We start from the raw sequence: 19,132 nt of genomic DNA on the forward strand, positions 1-19,132 counted from the left end.
CTTCAGGTCTGAAGTTCGGAAAGCGGGCAGAGCTCGGAGTAGAGCGCGCGGGTGGCGGCGGTCTGCGCCTCGATGGTGAAGCGCTGCGAGGCCGCCTCGGCGGCGCGACCCAGATCGCGGCGGCGCGGCTCGTCGGCCAGAAGCCCGTTCAGGATCCGCGCCAGCCCTTCGGCATCATGCGGCGGAAAGAACAGTGCGACCCCCTCCCAGAGCTCGCGGAAGGTGGGTATGTCTGCCAGCACCAAGGGCAGCCCGGCCCGCGCCGCCTCGAGCACCGCAAGGCCGAAGGGTTCGTAAAGCGAGGGCGCGACGAAGACCGAGGCCCGCGCCATCAGCCCCGCAAGCGCCAGGGGCGGCAGCTCGCCCTTGAGCAGGCAGTCGGGCAGCGCCACCCGGTCGCCGTTGGGCGAGACGGTCGCCCCGGCCAGCACGATCGGCGCATCGGTCCCAGCCGCGGCGGCATCCAGCACGGCGGCGTTCTTGCCTTCGTCCCACCAGCGGCCGGCGGCCAACACGAAGGGCTCGCGCGGTTGGGTCGGCGGCGGCGGGGCGAAGCGGCTGGCGTTGGGGATGACACGCAGCGTGTGCAGCGGGCCGTAGGTGTCGGTGATCAGCCGGGCCTGCGCCCGCGAGGGGGTCAGAACCATGTCGGCGGCGACGAGGCCGCGGTGGTTCACCATCCGGTGCCACATCCAGTCGGACGGCAGGCCGCCGCTGCGCATGGTGCTGAACCATGTCGGGATACAGGAATGGGCGACGACGATCACCGGCACCGGGACGGAGAGCCCGGCGGCTTGGCTGGGCGCGTTGAGGTGCAGCAGATCGACCCGGTGCCGCCGGGCGACGGCGGCGATCAGGCCGGGCACGGCCTTCAGATCCTCCGGCCCGCGCGCCAGCCAGTCGAGCGGCGCATCGCACCATTCCAGCGTGCCGATCTGCTGGGCCTGTCGGCGCTGGGCGCGCGAGGGTTCGGGGCCGAAGCCTGCGAAGACGACGCGCACCCCGTCCTCGGCCAGCCCCGCCGCCAGATCCATCGCATAGCGCCAGACGCCGCCCACGGCATCGAGCGTCATCAGCACCGAGAGGCCGGGGGCGGTTGCCGTCATGCGCGCAGCCTCGCGGGCTCCGGCAGCGCCAGCCCGCGATGGGCGGCGAGCCATTCGGCCAGCCCCGCCAGCCCCTGCCGCCACGGCACCTCGGCGCGCCAGCCGATCTCGGCCCCGAGCGCCGAGGTGTCGGCCACGAAGTAGAGCTGATCGCCCTGCCGCCAGTCGGAGTGATGCACCTCGACCCGGTGGCCGACGATCCGCTCGATCTCGGCCAGCACCAGCCGCAGGCTCACCGCGTTCTCCGGCCCGCCCCCGAGGTTGTAGGCCGCGCCTTTGCCGCCGCCCGCCAGATGCGCCATCAGGCGGCGATAGGCCGCCACGGCATCGGAGACATGCAGCACGTCGCGCACCTGCCTGCCGTCGCCATAGATGGAGATCGGGTTGCCCTTCATCGCCTGGATCAGGAAATGCGCGACCCAGCCCTGATCCTCGGTGCCGAACTGGCGCGGCCCGTAGATGCAGGACATCCGCAGCACCGCCGAGGGGATGGCGTAGGACTTGGCGTAATCGAGCACATACTGGTCCGCCACCCCCTTGGAGCAGCCGTAGGGCGTGCAGAAGCTGAGCGGTCGATCCTCGGCCACGCCGGCGCGCAGGGCGGGGTCGGCGGGGATGTAGCGGTCGTCCACCGCCTCCATCGCCATGTCTTCCAGCGCGCCATAGACCTTGTTGGTGCTGGCGAAGATCACCGGCACGGCGCGGCCCGTGGCACGGATCGCCTCCAGCACGTTCAGCGTGCCGCGGGCGTTGATCTCGAAGTCATCGACCGGGTTGGTGAGGCTTGTCGTCACCGCCGTCTGCCCGGCGAGGTGGTAGACCGCCGCGGCATCGCGCATCGCCTCGGCCATGGCACGCTCGTCGCGCAGGTCGGCGATCACCGGATGCAGCCGGTCGCCGTGCCGCTCCTTCAGCCAGCGCAGGTTGTCGTCCACGCCGGGGCGGCTGAGATTGTCGATCAGGATGACTTCGTGACCCGTGCTCAGCAGATCCTCGGCGAGGTTCGAGCCGATGAAGCCGCTGCCGCCGGTCACGACCACGGGCTTGACCGCTGCGGTCAGCGTCGGGGCCGCCAGCCGGGTGACCTCGGCCACGGCGGTCACGCCGCCCGAGATCAGAAGCCGCGCCAGAAGCTTGGGCTGGTTGGCGGCATCGACGGCGCCGAGGTGATAGTGGCGCGGATCGAACCACAGGCCTTCCTGGATCGCCACGTCGGAGGCCAGATCGCGCCAGCCATACCAATAGACGCGGTCCGCCGGGGCGTTCAGCGCCCGGCCGAAGCGGCGGGCCTGCTCCACCTCGTCATTGCGCCAGGTGGAATAGCCGGTCTCGGTAATCCAGATCTCGGCCTCGGGGTTGTGGCGGTCGATCACCGCGCGCATCTCGCCCAGGTGCAGATCCCATCCGCCCCAGGCCGCGGCCTCGCTGTCCCATGTGCCGGGGAAGCCGTGGAAGCCCACGGCGGCACATTCGGCCAGAACACCGCGCGTGCCCATCAGGTCGAGCCAGAGCGGATCGAAGGGGCAGGGGCCGCCGAGCACCGCTTTCCAGCCGCGCTGCTTCACCCAATAGGCGGCGCCGCCGACCATTTCGCAGAACAGCTGGAAATCGGAATCCTGCCGCCAGTCCCAGTCGAGCAGGTTGTTCGGCTCGTTCCACAGCTCGACATGCGAGAAATGCTTGCCGTGCCGCGTCAGGATGTGATCGACGAAATCGGCATAGGCCTTGAGATCATGCGGCGCGCCCGAGGATTTCCCGGTGCGCGACAGCGAGGGAGGGGTGTAATGCACGCAAGGCAGAAGGTCGATCTCGGCGCCCAGCCGGGGCAGCAGCCAGTCGAACCAGGCTTCTCCCCCCGGCGCCACATATTCGGCCCAGCTCAGATGGGTGCGCAGGTGGCGCGCGCCGCTCTTGCCGATGCCCGCCAGCGCTTCCTCCACCAGATCGTGCTCGCCCGGCCGGAACCATTCGACGAAGCCGAAGTCCTGCCTCATGTGACGAGCCCCCGCTCTTCGAGCTGTCTGCGCATGTCGGCGCCCCGGTCGATCGCCGCCATGCTGCCGACCCAGGCGACGAACTCCTCGAGCGAGTCCTCCAGCCGGTATTCCGGCTCGAAGGCCAGGAGCTGGCGGGCCTTCTCGATGTCGGCAAAACAGTTGCGGATATCGCCCGAGCGCGCCTTGCCGAGGATCTCGGGCACCAGATCGGGACGGTTCATCGCGCCAGCCAAGAGCCGTGCAACGCCCGAGATGGTATAGGCCTGACCCGAGCCGATGTTGATGACATGCCCCGCCGCATCGGGCTTATCCAGCGCCAGACGGAAGGCCCGCGCCACGTCGCGGACATGGACGAAATCGCGCTTCTGCTCGCCATCCTCGAAGATCGTCGGACGCTGCCCATTGGCCAGCCGCGAGGCGAAATTCGCCAGCACCCCGGTGTAGGGGTTGGAAAGGGCCTGACCCGCACCGAAGACGTTGAAGAGCCGCAGCGCCACCGCATCGACCGAATAGGCCGCGCCGTGGATCAGCACCGCCTGCTCCTGCGCATATTTGGTCAGCGCATAGATCGAGGCCAGATCAACGCGCTTGCGCTCGTCGGTGGGCATGGCCGAAAGCTCCATGCCTTCGGGGCTCTTCGGGTTCCAGATCCCGGCGCGCACATCGGCAGCGTTGCGGCGGATGGTTTCCAGCAGGATGCCGTCGGGCGTGGCATAGTAGCCTTCTCCATAGACGCTCATCGAGGAGGCCACGACGATGCGCGACACCGGCTGCCTGATCAGCTCTTCCAGCAGAACCGCGGTGCCCAGATCGTTGGCGCCGACATAGCGGGCGATCTCGTACATCGACTGGCCGACACCGACCTCTGCCGCCAGATGCAGAACGGCATCGACCCCCGAGAGCGCGCCGCGCAGCCGTTCGGCGTCGCGCATGTCGCCACGGACAACCTCGGCCCCCTCGGGCAGCGTCACCGGCACGCCTTCATGCACCTGATCGATGAGCGCATCGTAAAGCCGCACCTCATAGCCGCAGCCGATCAGCTCCTCGGCGACGTGACGCCCGATGAACCCGCAGCCCCCGGTGACCAAAATTCTCGCCATTGGAAATTCCCGATGTTGTGAAGATGATGTCATTGTGGATGACGTAGATGATGCCGAACCTGAGGCTTGGGATAATGTTCCAGCCAGCGCGCCGCATCCCGCTGGCCAACAGGGGAAGGAACTTCTTCTACCGGAACATTTGTCTGGCGCTCTGGTTCACGGCGGGTCGAGCTGGCAGGAGCACCGCATGGACCAACCACTTCCCGACCTCTCGAAGGCGGACGAAACCTCTCGCACGGGCGAGGCGCTGATGCAGGCCGTGCGGCTGACCGGCGCCGGGCGGATCGAGGTGGTCACCGCGCGGCTGCCGGAGCCGGGCGAGGGCGAATTGCGCGTCAGGCTGGAGGGTTGCGGGGTCTGCGCCTCCAACCTCGGGCCTTGGGCCGGGCCGGAATGGATGAGCTTTCCGACCGAGGCGGGGGCGCTGGGCCACGAGGGCTGGGGCCGGGTCGAGGCGGTGGGCCCCGGCGTCTCGGGCCTTGTGCCGGGCCAGCGGGTTGCCTTTCTGGGCCAGCGCGGCTTTGCCACGCATGAGGTCTTGGATCAGGCGCTGGTGGTGCCGCTGCCCGACAGTCTTGAGGGCCGGCCCTTTCCGGCGGAGCCCCTCGGCTGCGCCATGAACATCTTCCGCCGCTCCGGCATCGGGCGCGGCGACCGGGTCGCGATCATCGGCATCGGCTTTCTCGGCGCGCTGCTGACGCGGCTCGCCTCGGGCGTCGGGGCCGAGGTCATCGCCATCTCGCGCCGCGACGGCGCGCTGTCGATGGCGCGGCAGATGGGCGCGGCGCGGGCGCTGCCACTCGACGACAACGTGGTCGAGGAGGTGCGCCACCTGACCAACGGGCGGTTCTGCGACGTGGTGATCGAGGCGGTGGGCAAGCAGGGTCCGCTGGATCTGGCGGGGGAGCTGGTGGCCGAAGGCGGGCGTCTGGTGATCGCGGGCTACCATCAGGACGGGCCGCGTCAGGTGAACATGCAGCAATGGAACTGGCGCGGCATCGACGTAATCAACGCCCATGAGCGCAAGCCCGAGATCTACATGCGTGGCATCCGCGAGGCGATCGAGGCGGTGGCCGACGGGCGGCTCGATCCCTGGCCGCTGATGACCCACAGCTATCCGCTGGAGCAGCTCGACGTGGCGTTGAATGCGACACGCGACAGGCCGGAGGGCTTCATGAAGGCGCTGATCCTGTGCGGGTGACGGGCGCGGAGGGCAGGCGCCCCCGGCTGGCCTTTCTCGGGCTCGGCTGGATCGGGCGGCACCGGATGGAGGCGATCCGCGATGCCGGCGTCGCCGAGATCGTCGGTCTGGCCGATCCCGACCCCGCCGCCGTCGAGGCCGCCCGCGCGCTTGCGCCGGAGGCCGGGCTGGGGAACGGGCTGGCGGATCTGCTTGCCCTGCGGCCAGAGGGCGTGGTCATCGCCACCCCCAGCGCGCGCCATGCCGCCGAGACGCTGGAGGCGCTGAAGGCGGGCTGTGCCGTCTTCTGCCAGAAGCCGCTGGGCCGCACGGGCGCCGAAGTGCGGCAGGTGGTCGAGACGGCGCGGCGCGGGGACCGGCTGCTGCAGGTCGATCTCTCCTACCGCCAGACGGCGGCGATGCGGGCGATCTCGCCTCTGGTCGGCGGCGGGCTGGGAAAGGTCTTCGCGGTGGATGCGACCTTCCACAACGCCTATGGCCCGGACAAGCCGTGGTTCTACGACCGGGCGCTGTCGGGCGGCGGCTGCCTGATGGATCTCGGGGTGCACCTGCTGGACATGGCGCTGCGGCCCTTGGGCTATCCCGAGGTGGCGGGGGTCGAGGCGCATCTCTTTGCCGGAGGGCGCCCGGCGACGGCGGCCGATGTCGAGGATTTCGCCATTGCCACGCTGCGGTTGACCGACGGCGCGGTGATCCGGCTGACCTGCTCGTGGAAGCTGCAGGCAGGCTGCGACGCGGTGATCGGCTGCGAGTTCTTCGGCACCGAGGGTGGCGCGTCGATGCGCAACCGCGGCGGCTCGTTCTACGACTTCGACTCGCACCGGTTCGAGGGCAACCAGCGCCGGGTGCTGACCGAGGGGCCGGACGACTGGGGCGGGCGCGCCGCCGTGGCCTTTGCCGAGCGGCTGGCGCAAAGCCCGGGCTTCGATCCGGCGGCGGGCGAGCTGATCCATCTGCACGACTGTCTCGACCGCATCTATGCGGCGGTCTTCGCAGGTGGCACGCCCGAGGCGGCGGGCCTCGCCGCGCGCTAGGCAGGCGGCGTCCCTCCGAATGGGGGGACGCCCTGCCGGGGCTCAACCCTTGGAGGGATCGCGACCGGAGTAGCTGCGGACGTGGCCTCTGGGTTCTTCCGCTGCGCTGCCGGGCACGCCGGCGAGCACGGACGGGCCTTCGTAGGACTCGTCCAGAAGGTCGCTGCCATTGCCGGTCCGCGGATTGGTGTAGGAGGCGTCGCGGGTCGTGCCGCGCACGCCGTCGGGCAGGATCTGGCCGTCATGCTGGCCGCTCCAGCCCTCGACGCGCCATTCCGCCGCCTTGTCGTCGACGTCGAGCGCGCCCTCCTCGAGCGCGGCGCGCACCGGACCGGCCTGATCCGGGGTCACCGCCGTCACCGCGACCAGCGCGCAGCCACGGCGCAGGGCTTCCGCGAAAAGCTGCTCGTCCTTTTCGGGCAGGGAGAGCCTGCCGAGGTCGCTCGCGCTGTCCTGCGGATCGTGGTCGCCGGCGCGGTAGATCACATGCAGCCCGTCCTGCGGCAGGCTCAGCGCCTGCAAGCGCAGCCGCGCCCGCTCGGCCTCCTCGCGGCTGGCGTAGAGCGCGGAGAGCGTGAGCCGCTGGCCGGTCTGGGGGGAAGGATTCATCATGGAAAGCTCCTCTCGTGGCCGTCTGTCGGCCTGCCAAGCAACCAGCGGATGAAGGCTCTGTTCCCGCGATGCCTCGACGCAAAGCGGTCCGGGGCGGGAACATCGACCGATGCGGCATGTTCACCGGACCTCACAATCAGGAGAACCCAGATGTTCTACGTTGACAAGAAGCTGCAGTTTCCGGTGCGGGTGGAGACGCCGAATCCGCTGTTCGCGCGGGCCTTGCAGCAGGCGATCGGCGGGGTCGAGGGTGAGATCCGTGTGGCGATGCAATACTTCTTCCAGGCCTGCGGCGCCCGGGGCAACCCGAAATACCGCGACCTGCTGATGAACACCGCTGCCGAAGAGCTCGGTCATATCGAGATGCTGGCCACGGCCGTTGCCCTGAACCTTGAAGGCGCGCCGCTGACGCTGCAGGAAGCCGCCGCCGCCGATCCGGTCGCGGGCGCCGTGCTCGGGGGGATCAACCTCAAGCACCTCCTCTCCGCGGGGATGTCGGCCATGCCGGTGGACAGCGACGGCGTGCCTTTCGACATGTCGCACATCTATGCCAGCGGCAACATCGCCGCCGACATGGGGGCCAATGTGACGGCGGAATCGACCGGGCGCATCCTCGCCACCCGTCTTTACAACATGACCAACGATCCGGGCATGAAGGAGATGCTGGCCTATCTGATCGCCCGCGACACGATGCACCAGAACCAGTGGCTGGCCGCGGTGGAAGAGCTGGGCGGGAACGAGAACGTTTTCCCGATCCCGAACAGCTTCCCGCAATCCGAGGAGAACCAGGACTTCAGCTATGCGTTCCTCGGCTTCCAGCGCGACGGCAGCGAGCCGGTGCAGGGCCGCTGGAGCGAGGGCGCCTCGATCGACGGCAACGGCAGCTTCACCTCGCGGCCGATGGAGCCGATGGGCGAAGAGCCCAACCTCGGCCGGGCGCGCGAGAATTCCGGCGCTCAGGCCGAGCAGCTCTAGGGGGGCGCCATGGACCGCAGACAGCTTTTGCTGGCCGGGGGCGGGGCGCTTGCGTCCCTGCCGCTGGCGGCGGGCGCCAGCCCCCGCAGCGAGGGGTTGAGGGTGCTCGACACCTATATCGCCAGCCGCGACCGCTTCCCCGCCACGCCTGCACCCCAGCCCGGCGACCGGCTGCGGCTCAGGCGCGACCCGGAGCGGCGGTTCGACCCGCTCTCGATCCGGATCGAGACGGGGCAGGGGCTTCCCTTGGGCTACCTGCCCGGCCAGCCCTCTCGCATCCTCGCCGTGCTGATGGACAATGGCGCCGCAGCCGAGGCCCGCGTGGCCGAGGGCGGTGGGCTCAGCGTCTATCTCTCGGCGCGGGCCTGAGCGCCGGGCCGGCGCGCCACCCTGCGCAGACCCGTTTCGCGCGGATCTGCGGCCTGACGACAAGACCATCGCGACCACCCCGGCACCTCCCGCCGCCCCGGTCGCGCAACCCCGTCATTGCGAAAGGCAGACACCATGGACAACGTAGCAACCGCGAACGAAGTCTTCATCTCCGGGCTGAAGAACGCCCATGCGATGGAGAAGCAGGCGCTGTCGATCATGCAGCCGCAGCTCAACCGGCTGGAGCATTATCCCGACGTCTCGGCTATGCTGGAGCGCCACATCCGCGAGACCGAAGGCCAGATCGAGCGGATCGACGACATCCTCGCCGGGCTCGACGAGAGCGCGTCGGGGCTGAAGGACACGATGCTGTCCTTCTCGGGGTCGATGGCGGCGATGGGCCACACTGTCGCCCCGGACGAGATCCTGAAGAACTCGATGGCCAACTTCGCCTTCGAGAATTTCGAGATCGCGGCCTACACGTCGCTCATCACCACCGCGCGGCTCAGCGGCGCCTCCTCGGCGGTGCCGCTCCTCGAGCAGAACCTTGAGGAAGAGCGGCGGATGGCGGAGTGGCTTGCGCAGAACATCGACGCCGTGACCGAACGCTTCATCATGCTGAAGGCCGGTGGCCAGCGCGCGGATGTCTGAAGACCGGGGCGGCGCATCCTGCCGCCGCCCTACCCGCGCCCGCTTCCCTGCCCAGAACCGAGGAATTTCCCGATGACACTTTTCCCCCTTGCCACCGCACTCCTTCTCGCCGCCGCCCCGGTCTTCGCCCAGAGCACCCCGGCGACGCCTTCTCCCCAGACCTTCGCCGAACAGGCGGCGTCTTCCAATGCCTTCGAGGTCGAGTCGAGCAATCTGGCGCTGCAATCGGTCACCGTGGGCGAGACGGCGGAGTCGAACCAGCCGTTGATCGATTTCGCCCGCGGCATCATCAACGACCACGAGGCGGCGGGCGAACGGCTGCAGCTCGCCGCGCGGCAGGACGGTATCACCATCCCCGCCCAGATCGACGCGCAGCACACCGAAAAGCTCGACGCGCTGAAGACGGCCAGCACCGGCGAGACTTTTCCGGCGGCCTATCTCGAGGCGCAGATCGCCGCGCATGAAGACGCTGTGGCGCTGTTCACCGCCTTCTCGACCCAAGGCCCCTAGGGCGCGCTGAAGACCTTCGCCACCGAAACGCTGCCCGTGTTGCAGCAGCACCAGCGCCACGCGCAGGAGCTGGCGGCGAGATGAGTGCCCGGAAGGATAGCGGCAAGGGAGCGGGCAGATGACGCTGCAGGACGATATCCTCGATCTCTCGCGGCAGCGGCTGGCCGAGCCGCTCTCGCCGTGGTTTGCCGCCCGGCTCGAGGCGCAGATTGCCGAGGGGCTGTTCCTGCCGCCCGAGGATCTGACCGAGGTCGGCAGGCGGCTGGTGCAGGATCTGGCCGATTATCGCGATCAGGCCGGGATCGGCACGGCGGTTCTCGGCATGTCGGGCGGCGTCGATTCCGCGCTGACGGCGGCCCTGCTGAAAGCGGCGGGCTGGCGGGTGATCGGCCTGACCCTGCCGATCGAGCAGGACCCGATCGAGACCGAGCGCGGCGTCGAGGCCTGCGCGGCGCTGGGGCTCGAGCATCTGCATCTCGATCTCTCCGGCCCCTATGAGGCCGCCATCGCCAGTCTCGAAGGGCTCGACCCGGCGCTTGCCGCCAGCGATGAGACCGCCGAGCGCACCCGGCGGGGCAATCTGCGCGCGCGGCTGCGGATGATGACGCTCTACGATCAGGCGCATCGTTTCGGCGGGCTGGTGGCCAGCACCGACAATTTCTCGGAGCTCGGCGCGGGCTTCTGGACCCTGCACGGCGATGTCGGCGATCTGGCGCCGGTGCAGTCGCTGCTGAAAAGCTGGGAAGTGCCGTGGATGGCGCGGGCTTACGGCGTGCCCGAGCGGACATGGCGCGCCATGCCGACCGACGGCCTGGGCATCGGCGGCGGCGACGAGGCGCAGATCGGCGCGACCTATCTCGAATGGGACATCACGATCTTCGCGCTGCTCGACGCCCTGCGCGACGAGCCCGGCATCTCCACCCAGCATCTCGCCTTCGCCCTCGGCATGGACGACGACCGCCATGCGCAGCTGGTGCTGGGGACGGTGCTGGCCCGGATGCGCGCGACCTGGCACAAGCGGGTGAACCCGATCCGCCTCGATCACCCCAAGGCCGACCGCTATGCCCCGCTCGATGCGCTGGAGACGCGGCTGTTCCGCCCGGCGGTGCTGCGCGCGGATGAGGCGATGCTGAGCTTTTCCGGCGAGCTGCAGGATCTGGCGCAGCATCTGGTGCGCGCGCTGCAGGGCTCGGGGCAGACGCTGGTCACGGCCGAATCCTGCACGGCGGGGCTGCTTGCGGCCTGCGTGGCGCAGGTGCCGGGCTGTGCCGACGCGTTGTCGGGCAGTTTCGTGACCTACAGCCCGGGGATGAAGTGCGCGGCCCTGGGGGTCCCCGAGGCGCTGATCGCCGAGCGGACGGTCTATGATCCGGAGGTGGCCCGGCGCATGGCGACCGGCGCGCTGGCCGCGGCACCCGAGGCGGGGCTCGCCATCGCCATCACCGGCGTCGCCGGGCCGGATGCCGATCAGGGCAAGCCGCCGGGTTGGGTCTGCATCGCGATCCTGCGTCGCGGCACCGAGGCCGAGGTGGTGGAGCACCGTTTCGACGGCCCGCCGAAACAGGTGATCGCCGCCACGTTGCGGGCCGCGCTGACCGCGGGCCAGCAGGCGCTGGAGCGGCGCATGGCCGAGCAGCCGGGAGCCTAGCGGATCATCCAGGCGAGGGCATTGCGCAGCCGCGCCGTGCCCTCGGTCTCGAACCAGCGGCCATGGGCGAAGATCACCCGTTCCGGCCGCCAGGCCAGCAACGCCTCCACCGCCTGCCGCACCGAGGCGCCGCCCAGCCGCAGCGGCGGGCGGAGATAGCGCGGGGTCGTCGCGGCGGGAAATCCCACGCCCGCTACCGCCGCATAGGCCCGCGTCGCCAGCCCCTCGGGCTCGATGCTGGAGATGAGATCGGTCAGCACCAGCGTGCGGGTCTTGCGGTGCAGGAAGGCCAACTCGCGGTAGGCGAGCGGCGTCAGGATCGCGCTCTGCTCGATCTCCTCGCGCCACGCCTCCGGCGCCTGCCCGCCCAGATCGTGATCGATCCTGAGCCCCGAGGTCTTCACCTGCCCGCGGTCCCTCAGCCCCGGCACCGCCCAGACCAGCGCCTCGGGGTGGTGGCGCTGCCAGTCGGTGAGGAATGTCCAATGCCCGATGCTCGGCGCCACCAGATGCCGCACCGGGCCGAGGCTCTGGATCTCTTGCCGCAGCGCCGCATCCGCTTCGGTGGGCGAGTGCAGCCAGATCGTGCCGTCGGCCAGCCGGATCACCGTCATCCGCACCGGCAGCACGATCCCGGCGGGATGGATCGGCGGGGCATCGACGATCCAGATGTCCTCGGCCACCGGCTTCAGCCGGTTGAAAGGGGGGTAGCCTGCCATGATGCGGCTCCTTGCTGTGTGGCGCGCCACGGGGGGCGCGCTGCGGGGGAAGGGGCGCCGGGTGCGTTCCGACTGGCCCTGCAACCTGCGGGCGGGGCGGACGTTCCCGCGTGGCGCCGCCCCCGGCTGGAACTCTTGGCCTGCCGGTCGGTTCAGAGAGGAGGAGGATCGCAACATGACCGATCACGACAAGGACGTTTCCGCAGGCCAGAACGAAAAGCTGCGCCACGAGGGCAACACCATTGACCAGCGCCAGCAGCAGATCGACCCCGCCGGCAAGCACCGCGAGAAGCCCGACGAGCCCGGCCCGCACCGCTCGCAGAAGCAGCCGGGACAGGACGTGACCGAAGCCCCGCAGGACGAATGACAGGAGAGCGCCATGTCAGCCGAGACACCTGAAGAAGTGCCCGCCGACGCCCCCGGCAGCGGCGAGAACATCTGCCGCCGCTGCGAGGGCTCGGGGCGGGCCGACGGGGTGGAATGCCCGGACTGCAAGGGCACGGGCCGCATCGTCACGCCGATCGGCGGCGGCTGACCGTGCGAGCGTAGGGGCGCCATGACCATCCCGCAGCTCCCCGGCTTCGACCAGACCCTCGCCTTCCTGCGCGAGGGCTACGGCTTCATCTCCAGCCTCTGCGACCGTCTGGCAACCGATGCCTTCCACACGAGGCTGATGCTGCGCCGGGCCACTTGCCTGCGCGGCGAGGAGGCTGCGGCGCTGTTCTACCACCCGGGCCGCTTCACCCGCCGCAACGGGGCGATGCCACCGACGACGATGCGGCTCCTGCAGGACAAGGGCAGCGTGCAGTCCATGGACGGCGCCGCGCATCGTCAGCGCAAGGCGCTGTTCACCGCCCTGCTGATGAGCGACGCGGCCGAGGAAAGCTTCCTGCGGCTGTTCCGCGCGGAATGGCTGGCTGCACTGCAGGGCTGGCGCGAGCGGCCCCGGATCGTGCTGCATGACGAGGTCAATCAGGTGCTGACCCGCGCGATCTGCCGCTGGTTGGGGGTGCCCCTTGCCCGGACGGAAGAGCTGACCTCGATGATCGAGAACGCGGGCAGCGTCGGCCCGGCGGTGCTGGCCGCGCTGCTGCGGCGGCGGCGCACCGAGGGCTGGCTGCGCCGGGTGGTGGACGAGGCGCGCAGCGGCAAGCGCGACGTGCCGCAGGAGGCGCCGTTGCGCCGGCTGCTCGAGCATCGCGATGCCGATGGCCAGTTGCTCAGCACCGAAGCGGCGGTTGTCGAGATCCTCAACATCCTGCGCCCGGTGGTGGCGATCGGTCGGTACATCATGTTCCTCGCCATGGCGCTGCACGCGCATCCGGAGTGGCGGGCGAAGCTCAGCGGGGCAGAGGACGAGGACTATCGGCGCTTCGCCGAGGAGGTGCGCAGGCTTTATCCGTTCTTCCCGCTGATCGCCGGCACGGTGCGCGCGCCGTTCCGCTGGCAGGGCCACGACTTCGGCAGCGGCGACTGGGTGATCCTCGACCTCTACGGCACGACGCATGATGCGCGGCTGTTCCCCGATCCCGCCCGCTTCGATCCGGGCCGCGATCTGGACTGGCGGCGGTTCGACGATCGTTTCATCCCGCAGGGCGCGGGCGATCCGCACGAGACGCATCGCTGCCCGGGCGAGCGGCTGACGGTGGCCACGATGCGCGAGGCGGGGCGGCTCCTGGTCGAGACGATGGTTTACGACGTGCCGCCGCAGGATCTGGCGCTGCCGCTGAACCGGATGCCCGCACGGCCAGCGAGCAACCTGATCCTCGCCAACATCCGCGCTAGCGGGGCGTGACCCCCGGACCGGCGCCCTCAGGAACAAGCCGCTGCGCCCCCTGTTGGTCCCGGGAACAACCGGAGGGCAGACCATGACACCCTATGCACGCTTCGCCGCGATGATCGCCACCTCGACGCTGGTCATGTATGGGCTGATGTATCTCAACACCTACGCGCTGGATCATATCTTCTTCAGCGAGACGCGGGCCTACATGGCGCTCCTGATGGGGGCGGTGATGGCCGCGGTCATGCTGGGCTTCATGTGGGGAATGTATCCGAACCGCCGCGTCAATCTCGCGATCCTCGGCGGGGCGGTGGTCGTCTTTGCCGGCTCGCTCTGGCTGGTGCGGTCGCAGGTGACGGTGGATCAGGTGTCGTGGATGCGGGCGATGATCCCGCATCATTCCATCGCCATCCTGACCAGCGAGCGTGCGACGATCACCGATCCGCGGGCGCGCGCGCTGGCCGATGGCATCATCGAGACCCAGCGCGAGGAGATCGCGGAGATGACACGGCTGATCGACAAGTTGAAGTGAGGCGCCGCTACGCGCCAGCGGCTGCGCGCTGCGCCGCCACCCAGTCCAGCGCCGCATCGGTCTCGCCAAAGGCGAAAAGATGCACGCCGCTGATTCCCAGCCCGGGCTCGGCGGCCAGCGCCTCGGCCATCGGCAAGAGGTAGCGCCGGGGCGTGACCCGGTCCTCGGCCTCGCCGTCCTCGATCCGGGCGAGCGAGCCGCCGATGCCGAGCTCGCGCCCCTGATCCAGCAGAAGCCCGCGCCGGTTCGGCCCGGCCGTGCCGAGCCTGAGCGGCGCGTCGATGCCGCTGGCGCGCAACTGGCGGAGGAAGGCCAGCACCGGGTCGGCGTCGAAGGCGAATTGCGAGACGAGGCTGGTCTCGAACCCGCGCTCGCGGGCGAGGGCCAGCTTGCGGTGCAGGGCTGCGTCCAGCGTGGTTGAGGCGATGCGGGGATGGCCCTCGGGGTAGCAGGCAAAGGCCAGGTGGCGCAGGCCGTGGCCCTGCAGAAGTCCGGTTTCCAGCAGATCGAACGCCGAGGTGTAGGGCCCCTGCGGCTCCGCGCGGTCGCCTGCGGTGACGAAGGCGCGGGTCACCTGCGCCTCGCGGGAAAACCGGGCGAGGATGTCGTCGAGGTCGTCGCGGCTGCGCAGGTTGCGCGCCACCAGATGCGGCACCGGCTCCAGCCCGCCCTGCCGCAGCGCGGTTGCCGCCTCCAGCACCACCTCGGGCGGCTGGTCCGGCAGATCGGCGATGAAGATCTCGGTGCCCTGTGGCATCCGCTGCAGCGCGATGGCGCGGGCATCGCTGTCCCGCGCCGTGATCTCCATCGAGCAGGCCGCCAGAAGGGCCGCCAGATCGCTAGCTGTTGCGTCTCTCATCAGGACTCCCGTCTCGGGCGCGAGGCCGCCCGCCCGCGCTTTCGGTCAGTCGCGGGCGAAGCGGCCCACGATCTCGCCTTCCGCCAGCACATGGCCTTCCATCGCGGCCAGCACCGCCTCGCGCGCCGCACCCGGGTCGATGCCGAGGTTCGGCACGTCCAGCGCGAAGATCTGGAAGTGATAGGCATGGGCCGGATCGCCGGCCGGAGGGTTCGGCCCGGTCCAGCCGGCGGCGCCGCGGCTGTTCCGGCCCTGTTTCAGCCCCTCGGGGTCGGTGAGCTGCGGATCGGGCGGCATTGCCTCGCGCAGCGCCGTGACGTTGGCGGGGATGTCATAGGCGAGCCAGTGGGTGAAGGGCTTCGCGCTTTCGGCATCGGGATCGTCGACGATCAGCACGAAGGACTGCGTGCCCTCCGGCACTTCGGCCCAGCCGAGCTTGGGCGAAATATCCTCGGCCCCGGCGGCATGGCGGGCGGGGATCACGCCCTCGGGCTCGAAGGGCGCGGTCACCGCGATGGTGGCATCTCCCGAGGGGTCCACCAGCTCCAGCGCCACCTGCGAGGCGGGCGGCGCGGGCACGGTATCGGGCGGCGACGCTGCGGCAACCTTGCCTGGGCCGGACTCGTGGCTGATGCGGTAGATCACGCCATTGGTGTCGTCGCCGACATAGAGCGCGCCGTCCGGAGCCACCGCGACGCCGGCCAGTCGCCCGAGAAAGCCGTAGCTCTCGTCTGCCTGCTGGAGGAGCAGCCCGGTCAGGAAGGGCTCGACCGATTGCGGCTCGCCCGCGTCGTCGAAATCGATCCGCACCACCTCGTAGCCCGCGGGCGGGCGGCGGTTCCACGAGCCGCGCATCGCCACGAAGGCGTCGCCGCGATACTCCTCCGGCAGGCCGCCGCCGGGATGGAAGGCCATCTGCATCGGTGCTGCATGCGGTGTGTATCCCAGCACCGGGTCGGTGGACATCGCTGCCCATTGCTCCAGCGTGATCTCGGCCGGGGGATTGTCCTGCGGATTGGCCTCGCCCATGCCGTAGACATAGGGCCAGCCATACTTCTTGCCCTGCTCGATCCGGTTCAGCTCCTCGATCTGCGCCTCGTCGCCGAGCCAGTCGATGCCGTGATCCATGCCCCAGAGCGCGCCGGTCTCCGGGTGCCAGCCGAAGCCGATGGTGTTGCGCAACCCGCTGGCAAAGATGCTGCGGCTGGAGCCGTCGGGCTTGGCGCGCAGCATCGTGGCGCTTTCGGCGCCGGTCTCGGCGCAGGCGTTGCAGGTGCTGCCGGCGGAGATGTAGAGCATGCCGTCCGGGCCGAGGGCGAGCGTCCGGTTCGGGTGCTGGCCGCCGTCGGGCAGGTCGTCGATGATGCGGGTGAGTTCACCGAAGCTGCCGTCCTCGGCGACCTCGGCGGTGTAGACGTCATTGACCGTGACGAGATAGACGGTGCTGCCGTCGACGGCGATGCCATGCATCCCGGGGCGGGTGGCCACGGTGCGGAAGCCCTCGGCCATGCCGTCGCCATCGGCATCCTCGATCAGGATCACGTCGCCCACATCGCGCCGCGTGGCATAGAGCCGACCGGCGTCGGAGACGGCCAGCATGCGCGGGTTCTTCAGGTCGCGGGCGAAGACCTCGACCGAGAAGCCCTCGGGCACGGTCAGGAGCCCCGCCAGCTCGGCATCGTCGGTGACGACGACGGGGCGCGGCTCGAGGATGCTGCCCTGCACGGTTGCGTCGGAATAGAGCCCGATCTCGCCCTGCGGCTGGGCGAGGGCGGCGAGCGGGATCAGCGTGGCGGCGGGCAGGACGATGAACCGGGCGAAGCGGATCGACATGAGGGGCCTCCATGGGGAAAACTCTGGCGGTGAACCGGCGGCGGTGCCGTTCGTTCCGGTGCATGCGGGGGAGGCCGCGCCTCCGCGGCGCCGGACCCGGGGCCCGACGCCAGCGACAGGGTCAGCGGTGGGTGCTGCCCTGGATGTGCGCTTCGTCGCGGTTGAACGAGCGGAAGAACGGGCCGAGCTGCCACAGGGCCGAGAGACCGACGAGGATGTAGACGAGCCGTGCCAGAAGGGCGGTCTGGCCGCCGAAGATGGCGGCGACGAGATCGAACTGGAAGAGGCCGACGAGAAGCCAGTTCAGACCGCCGACGATGATGAGGAATAGCGTGATCAGATTAAGGGTGCGCATGGGGACCTCGGATGCTGGGGGTAGGGCCCTGCAACCGGAGCTTGCGACTGTTTGTTCCGGTTGCCGCGCGATCGCCTGGTGCCGCGGGTCGCTCAGGAGGCCGTGGCCTGCAGCGCGGGCGGGTCGGGCCGGTTCCCGTCGGGCGGGGCGAGGTGGAGAAGCGCCTGATAATGCGACAGGAACACCTGACCCGTCAGCCCCTTGAGGAAGTCGGTGGCGGCCAGCCGGTCCATCACCGGGCCCTTCACTTCCGAGAGATGCAGCCGGATGCCCTGATCCTCCAGCCGGTGCATGATCAGCTCCAGACTTTCGAGCGCGCTGGAATCGATTGCATTCACCGCCGCGCAGTTCAGCACCACATGGCGCACGCCGGGTTGGGCCACCACCGCCTGCTGCACGATGTCCTCGACGGTGCGGGCATTGGCGAAATAGAGGCTCTCGTCGATCCGCAGGCTCAGCACCTCGGGCTCGCAGGTCACCTGATGCCGCCGGACGTTGCGGAAATGCTCGGTGCCCGGCACCTGCCCGATCACGGCGACATGCGGGCGCGAGGTGTGCCACAAATGCAGGAGCACCGAGACGGCGATGCCGCTGACGATGCCGGGTTCCACCCCGGCGCCGAGCGTCACGAGGATGGTGGCGGCGAGCGCGGCGAAATCGGCGCGCGAATAGCGCCAGGTCCGGCGCAGGGCCGCGAGGTCGACGAGGCTCAGCACGGCGACGATGATCGTGGCGGCCAGAACGGCGATCGGCAGGTTGGCCAGCAGCGGGGTGAGGAACAGCGAGGCGAGGGCGAGGCCGATGGCGGTGAAGGCCCCCGCCGCCGGGGTCTGCGCACCCGCATCGTAGTTCACGACCGAGCGGGCGAAGCCGCCGGTTACCGGATAGCCTGCCGAGAAGGCGGCGGCGAGATTGGCGGCGCCGAGGCCGATCAGCTCCTGATCCGGCTGGATCGACAGCCGACGCTTGGCCGCCAGCGTTTGCGCGACCGAGACGGATTCGACGAAGCCGATGATGGAGATGAGGAAGGCCGCAGGCAGCAGGGCGAGCCAGAGCGTGGGGTCCATCGGCGGCAGCGAGAGCGGCGGCAGGCCCTTGGGCACGGCGCCGACCACCGCCACGCCGGAGCGCGTGAGATCGAGAAGCACCACGGCGAGGATCGACCCGCCGACCGCCAGCACCGGCCCGGTGCGCGCCAGGGCGGCGGCAACGCCTGTCGGCAGGCCGAGCCGCGTCAGCAGCGGCTTCAGCGAGCGCCGCGCCCAGAACAGGAAGCCCGTGGTGAGAACGCCGACCGCCAGCGTTGCCGGGTTGGTCTGGGGCAGCGCGGTCCAGAGGCCGGAGAGCAGCGTGACCATCTCGGCCCCGCCCGCGCTGACGCCGAGGATGTGCTGCAGTTGTCCTGCGGCGATCAGCAGGCCCGAGGCGGTGATGAAGCCCGAGATCACCGGATGCGACAGAAGGTTCGCCACGAACCCCAGCCGGAACACCCCCATCACCAGCAGCATCGCGCCGGAAAGGAAGGCGAGCGCCACCGCCGCTGCCAGATAGTCGGCGCTGCCCGGCTCGGCCACGGCCCCCACCGCGGTCGCGGTCATCAGCGACACCACCGCCACCGGCCCCACCGCAAGCGTCCGGCTGGTGCCGAACAGCGTGTAGGCGACCAGCGGCAGGATCGAGGCATAGAGCCCGACCACCGGCGGCAACCCTGCAAGCAGCGCATAGGCGAGCGACTGGGGGATCAGCATGATCGTGACGATCACCGCCGCCAGAGCATCGCCGCTGAACGCGGCGCGGTCGTAGCGGCGGCCCCAGTCGAGGATCGGCAGGTAGCGGGCAAGCGTCATGATG

Annotated in this window: 20 protein-coding genes; 11 read left to right on the forward strand and 9 right to left on the reverse strand. The window is 69.9% G+C overall.

Annotated elements, in window-relative coordinates; genetic code table 11:
• Positions 1–2: 2 nt before the first annotated feature.
• From AC3A5Z_RS07755 to AC3A5Z_RS07765, 3 genes are read right to left on the reverse strand one after another with little or no spacing between them, the layout of a single operon-like run.
• Positions 3–1,106 carry a glycosyltransferase family 4 protein gene (locus tag AC3A5Z_RS07755; RefSeq protein ID WP_487518797.1) on the reverse strand — a complete coding sequence of 368 codons (1,104 nt, stop codon included), beginning with the start codon at positions 1,104–1,106 and terminating at the stop codon, positions 3–5.
• Positions 1,103–3,100, reverse strand: coding sequence for an NAD-dependent epimerase/dehydratase family protein (locus AC3A5Z_RS07760; RefSeq protein WP_487518798.1), 1,998 nt, complete (start codon positions 3,098–3,100; stop codon positions 1,103–1,105). Before AC3A5Z_RS07760 ends, AC3A5Z_RS07755 begins: the two co-directional genes overlap by 4 nt.
• Positions 3,097–4,203 (reverse strand): NAD-dependent epimerase/dehydratase family protein, encoded by a 1,107-nt coding sequence (locus AC3A5Z_RS07765; RefSeq protein WP_487518799.1) that lies wholly within the window; start codon positions 4,201–4,203, stop codon positions 3,097–3,099. The genes AC3A5Z_RS07760 and AC3A5Z_RS07765 overlap by 4 nt, the downstream gene beginning before the upstream one ends.
• A gap of 187 nt (positions 4,204–4,390) precedes the next feature.
• Between AC3A5Z_RS07765 and AC3A5Z_RS07770 the strand changes: the two genes are divergently transcribed.
• Together AC3A5Z_RS07770 and AC3A5Z_RS07775 are read left to right on the forward strand one after the other, a co-directional pair.
• Complete coding sequence (locus tag AC3A5Z_RS07770; protein WP_487518800.1) at positions 4,391–5,404, forward strand: MDR/zinc-dependent alcohol dehydrogenase-like family protein; 1,014 nt, start codon at positions 4,391–4,393, stop codon at positions 5,402–5,404.
• Positions 5,395–6,438 (forward strand): Gfo/Idh/MocA family protein, encoded by a 1,044-nt coding sequence (locus AC3A5Z_RS07775; RefSeq protein WP_487518801.1) that lies wholly within the window; start codon positions 5,395–5,397, stop codon positions 6,436–6,438. The genes AC3A5Z_RS07770 and AC3A5Z_RS07775 overlap by 10 nt, the downstream gene beginning before the upstream one ends.
• 42 nt (positions 6,439–6,480) lie before the next feature.
• On the opposite strand, the gene AC3A5Z_RS07780 is transcribed toward AC3A5Z_RS07775, so the two are convergent.
• On the reverse strand, positions 6,481–7,050 hold the full coding sequence (locus AC3A5Z_RS07780) for a hypothetical protein (RefSeq protein WP_487518802.1): 570 nt from the start codon (positions 7,048–7,050) through the stop codon (positions 6,481–6,483).
• Between the two features lie 150 nt (positions 7,051–7,200).
• Between AC3A5Z_RS07780 and AC3A5Z_RS07785 the strand changes: the two genes are divergently transcribed.
• From AC3A5Z_RS07785 to nadE, 5 genes are all read left to right on the forward strand, one after another.
• Entirely contained in the window at positions 7,201–8,025 is an 825-nt protein-coding gene (locus AC3A5Z_RS07785) for a manganese catalase family protein (protein ID WP_487518803.1), read from the forward strand.
• A gap of 9 nt (positions 8,026–8,034) precedes the next feature.
• On the forward strand, positions 8,035–8,394 hold the full coding sequence (locus AC3A5Z_RS07790) for an HIRAN domain-containing protein (RefSeq protein ID WP_487518804.1): 360 nt from the start codon (positions 8,035–8,037) through the stop codon (positions 8,392–8,394).
• A gap of 135 nt (positions 8,395–8,529) precedes the next feature.
• Entirely contained in the window at positions 8,530–9,045 is a 516-nt protein-coding gene (locus AC3A5Z_RS07795) for a ferritin-like domain-containing protein (protein ID WP_487518805.1), read from the forward strand.
• Between the two features lie 72 nt (positions 9,046–9,117).
• Positions 9,118–9,555 (forward strand): DUF4142 domain-containing protein, encoded by a 438-nt coding sequence (locus tag AC3A5Z_RS07800; RefSeq protein ID WP_487518806.1) that lies wholly within the window; start codon positions 9,118–9,120, stop codon positions 9,553–9,555.
• Positions 9,556–9,673: 118 nt separating this feature from the next.
• On the forward strand, positions 9,674–11,203 hold the full coding sequence (gene nadE, locus AC3A5Z_RS07805; protein ID WP_487518807.1) for an NAD(+) synthase: 1,530 nt from the start codon (positions 9,674–9,676) through the stop codon (positions 11,201–11,203).
• On the opposite strand, the gene AC3A5Z_RS07810 is transcribed toward nadE, so the two are convergent.
• Positions 11,200–11,922, reverse strand: coding sequence for a DUF4336 domain-containing protein (locus tag AC3A5Z_RS07810; protein ID WP_487518808.1), 723 nt, complete (start codon positions 11,920–11,922; stop codon positions 11,200–11,202). The genes nadE and AC3A5Z_RS07810 overlap by 4 nt on opposite strands.
• A 175-nt stretch (positions 11,923–12,097) precedes the next feature.
• Here AC3A5Z_RS07810 and AC3A5Z_RS07815 point away from each other — a divergent pair, with 175 nt between their 5' ends.
• From AC3A5Z_RS07815 to AC3A5Z_RS07830, 4 genes are all read left to right on the forward strand, one after another.
• Positions 12,098–12,289, forward strand: a complete 192-nt coding sequence (locus tag AC3A5Z_RS07815; RefSeq protein WP_487518809.1) for a hypothetical protein — start codon at positions 12,098–12,100, stop codon at positions 12,287–12,289.
• Between the two features lie 12 nt (positions 12,290–12,301).
• Positions 12,302–12,457 carry a hypothetical protein gene (locus tag AC3A5Z_RS07820; RefSeq protein WP_487518810.1) on the forward strand — a complete coding sequence of 52 codons (156 nt, stop codon included), beginning with the start codon at positions 12,302–12,304 and terminating at the stop codon, positions 12,455–12,457.
• A gap of 21 nt (positions 12,458–12,478) precedes the next feature.
• Entirely contained in the window at positions 12,479–13,717 is a 1,239-nt protein-coding gene (locus AC3A5Z_RS07825; RefSeq protein ID WP_487518811.1) for a cytochrome P450, read from the forward strand.
• Positions 13,718–13,790: 73 nt separating this feature from the next.
• Entirely contained in the window at positions 13,791–14,234 is a 444-nt protein-coding gene (locus AC3A5Z_RS07830; protein ID WP_487518812.1) for a DUF305 domain-containing protein, read from the forward strand.
• A gap of 7 nt (positions 14,235–14,241) precedes the next feature.
• Here AC3A5Z_RS07830 and AC3A5Z_RS07835 read toward each other — a convergent pair whose 3' ends face one another.
• The 4 genes from AC3A5Z_RS07835 to AC3A5Z_RS07850 all read right to left on the reverse strand — a co-directional run bounded on the left by AC3A5Z_RS07835 (position 14,242) and on the right by AC3A5Z_RS07850 (position 19,128).
• The gene (locus AC3A5Z_RS07835; RefSeq protein ID WP_487518813.1) at positions 14,242–15,093 is read right to left on the reverse strand and encodes a methylenetetrahydrofolate reductase; all 852 of its coding nucleotides are present in this window, start codon (positions 15,091–15,093) and stop codon (positions 14,242–14,244) included.
• A 45-nt stretch (positions 15,094–15,138) separates the two neighbouring features.
• Complete coding sequence (locus tag AC3A5Z_RS07840; RefSeq protein ID WP_487518814.1) at positions 15,139–16,926, reverse strand: YbhB/YbcL family Raf kinase inhibitor-like protein; 1,788 nt, start codon at positions 16,924–16,926, stop codon at positions 15,139–15,141.
• A gap of 121 nt (positions 16,927–17,047) precedes the next feature.
• Positions 17,048–17,281, reverse strand: a complete 234-nt coding sequence (locus AC3A5Z_RS07845) for a DUF378 domain-containing protein (RefSeq protein ID WP_487518815.1) — start codon at positions 17,279–17,281, stop codon at positions 17,048–17,050.
• A 92-nt stretch (positions 17,282–17,373) separates the two neighbouring features.
• A complete protein-coding gene (locus tag AC3A5Z_RS07850) occupies positions 17,374–19,128 on the reverse strand; it encodes a SulP family inorganic anion transporter (protein ID WP_487518816.1) in 1,755 nt (584 codons plus the stop codon).
• Positions 19,129–19,132: the final 4 nt, after the last annotated feature.

This window comes from Cereibacter sp. Soil_C_27 (assembly GCF_057657095.1).

What these genes read in the sequence shown, in the direction of transcription:
- AC3A5Z_RS07755 (WP_487518797.1), bottom strand. Translation starts at nt 1,106, where the DNA reads ATGACGGCAACCGCCCCCGGCCTCTCGGTGCTGATGACGCTCGATGCC.
- AC3A5Z_RS07760 (WP_487518798.1), bottom strand. Translation starts at nt 3,100, where the DNA reads ATGAGGCAGGACTTCGGCTTCGTCGAATGGTTCCGGCCGGGCGAGCAC.
- AC3A5Z_RS07765 (WP_487518799.1), bottom strand. Translation starts at nt 4,203, where the DNA reads ATGGCGAGAATTTTGGTCACCGGGGGCTGCGGGTTCATCGGGCGTCAC.
- AC3A5Z_RS07770 (WP_487518800.1), top strand. Translation starts at nt 4,391, where the DNA reads ATGGACCAACCACTTCCCGACCTCTCGAAGGCGGACGAAACCTCTCGC.
- AC3A5Z_RS07780 (WP_487518802.1), bottom strand. Translation starts at nt 7,050, where the DNA reads ATGATGAATCCTTCCCCCCAGACCGGCCAGCGGCTCACGCTCTCCGCG.
- AC3A5Z_RS07785 (WP_487518803.1), top strand. Translation starts at nt 7,201, where the DNA reads ATGTTCTACGTTGACAAGAAGCTGCAGTTTCCGGTGCGGGTGGAGACG.
- AC3A5Z_RS07790 (WP_487518804.1), top strand. Translation starts at nt 8,035, where the DNA reads ATGGACCGCAGACAGCTTTTGCTGGCCGGGGGCGGGGCGCTTGCGTCC.
- AC3A5Z_RS07795 (WP_487518805.1), top strand. Translation starts at nt 8,530, where the DNA reads ATGGACAACGTAGCAACCGCGAACGAAGTCTTCATCTCCGGGCTGAAG.
- AC3A5Z_RS07800 (WP_487518806.1), top strand. Translation starts at nt 9,118, where the DNA reads ATGACACTTTTCCCCCTTGCCACCGCACTCCTTCTCGCCGCCGCCCCG.
- nadE (WP_487518807.1), top strand. Translation starts at nt 9,674, where the DNA reads ATGACGCTGCAGGACGATATCCTCGATCTCTCGCGGCAGCGGCTGGCC.
- AC3A5Z_RS07810 (WP_487518808.1), bottom strand. Translation starts at nt 11,922, where the DNA reads ATGGCAGGCTACCCCCCTTTCAACCGGCTGAAGCCGGTGGCCGAGGAC.
- AC3A5Z_RS07815 (WP_487518809.1), top strand. Translation starts at nt 12,098, where the DNA reads ATGACCGATCACGACAAGGACGTTTCCGCAGGCCAGAACGAAAAGCTG.
- AC3A5Z_RS07820 (WP_487518810.1), top strand. Translation starts at nt 12,302, where the DNA reads ATGTCAGCCGAGACACCTGAAGAAGTGCCCGCCGACGCCCCCGGCAGC.
- AC3A5Z_RS07825 (WP_487518811.1), top strand. Translation starts at nt 12,479, where the DNA reads ATGACCATCCCGCAGCTCCCCGGCTTCGACCAGACCCTCGCCTTCCTG.
- AC3A5Z_RS07830 (WP_487518812.1), top strand. Translation starts at nt 13,791, where the DNA reads ATGACACCCTATGCACGCTTCGCCGCGATGATCGCCACCTCGACGCTG.
- AC3A5Z_RS07835 (WP_487518813.1), bottom strand. Translation starts at nt 15,093, where the DNA reads ATGAGAGACGCAACAGCTAGCGATCTGGCGGCCCTTCTGGCGGCCTGC.
- AC3A5Z_RS07840 (WP_487518814.1), bottom strand. Translation starts at nt 16,926, where the DNA reads ATGTCGATCCGCTTCGCCCGGTTCATCGTCCTGCCCGCCGCCACGCTG.
- AC3A5Z_RS07845 (WP_487518815.1), bottom strand. Translation starts at nt 17,281, where the DNA reads ATGCGCACCCTTAATCTGATCACGCTATTCCTCATCATCGTCGGCGGT.
- AC3A5Z_RS07850 (WP_487518816.1), bottom strand. Translation starts at nt 19,128, where the DNA reads ATGACGCTTGCCCGCTACCTGCCGATCCTCGACTGGGGCCGCCGCTAC.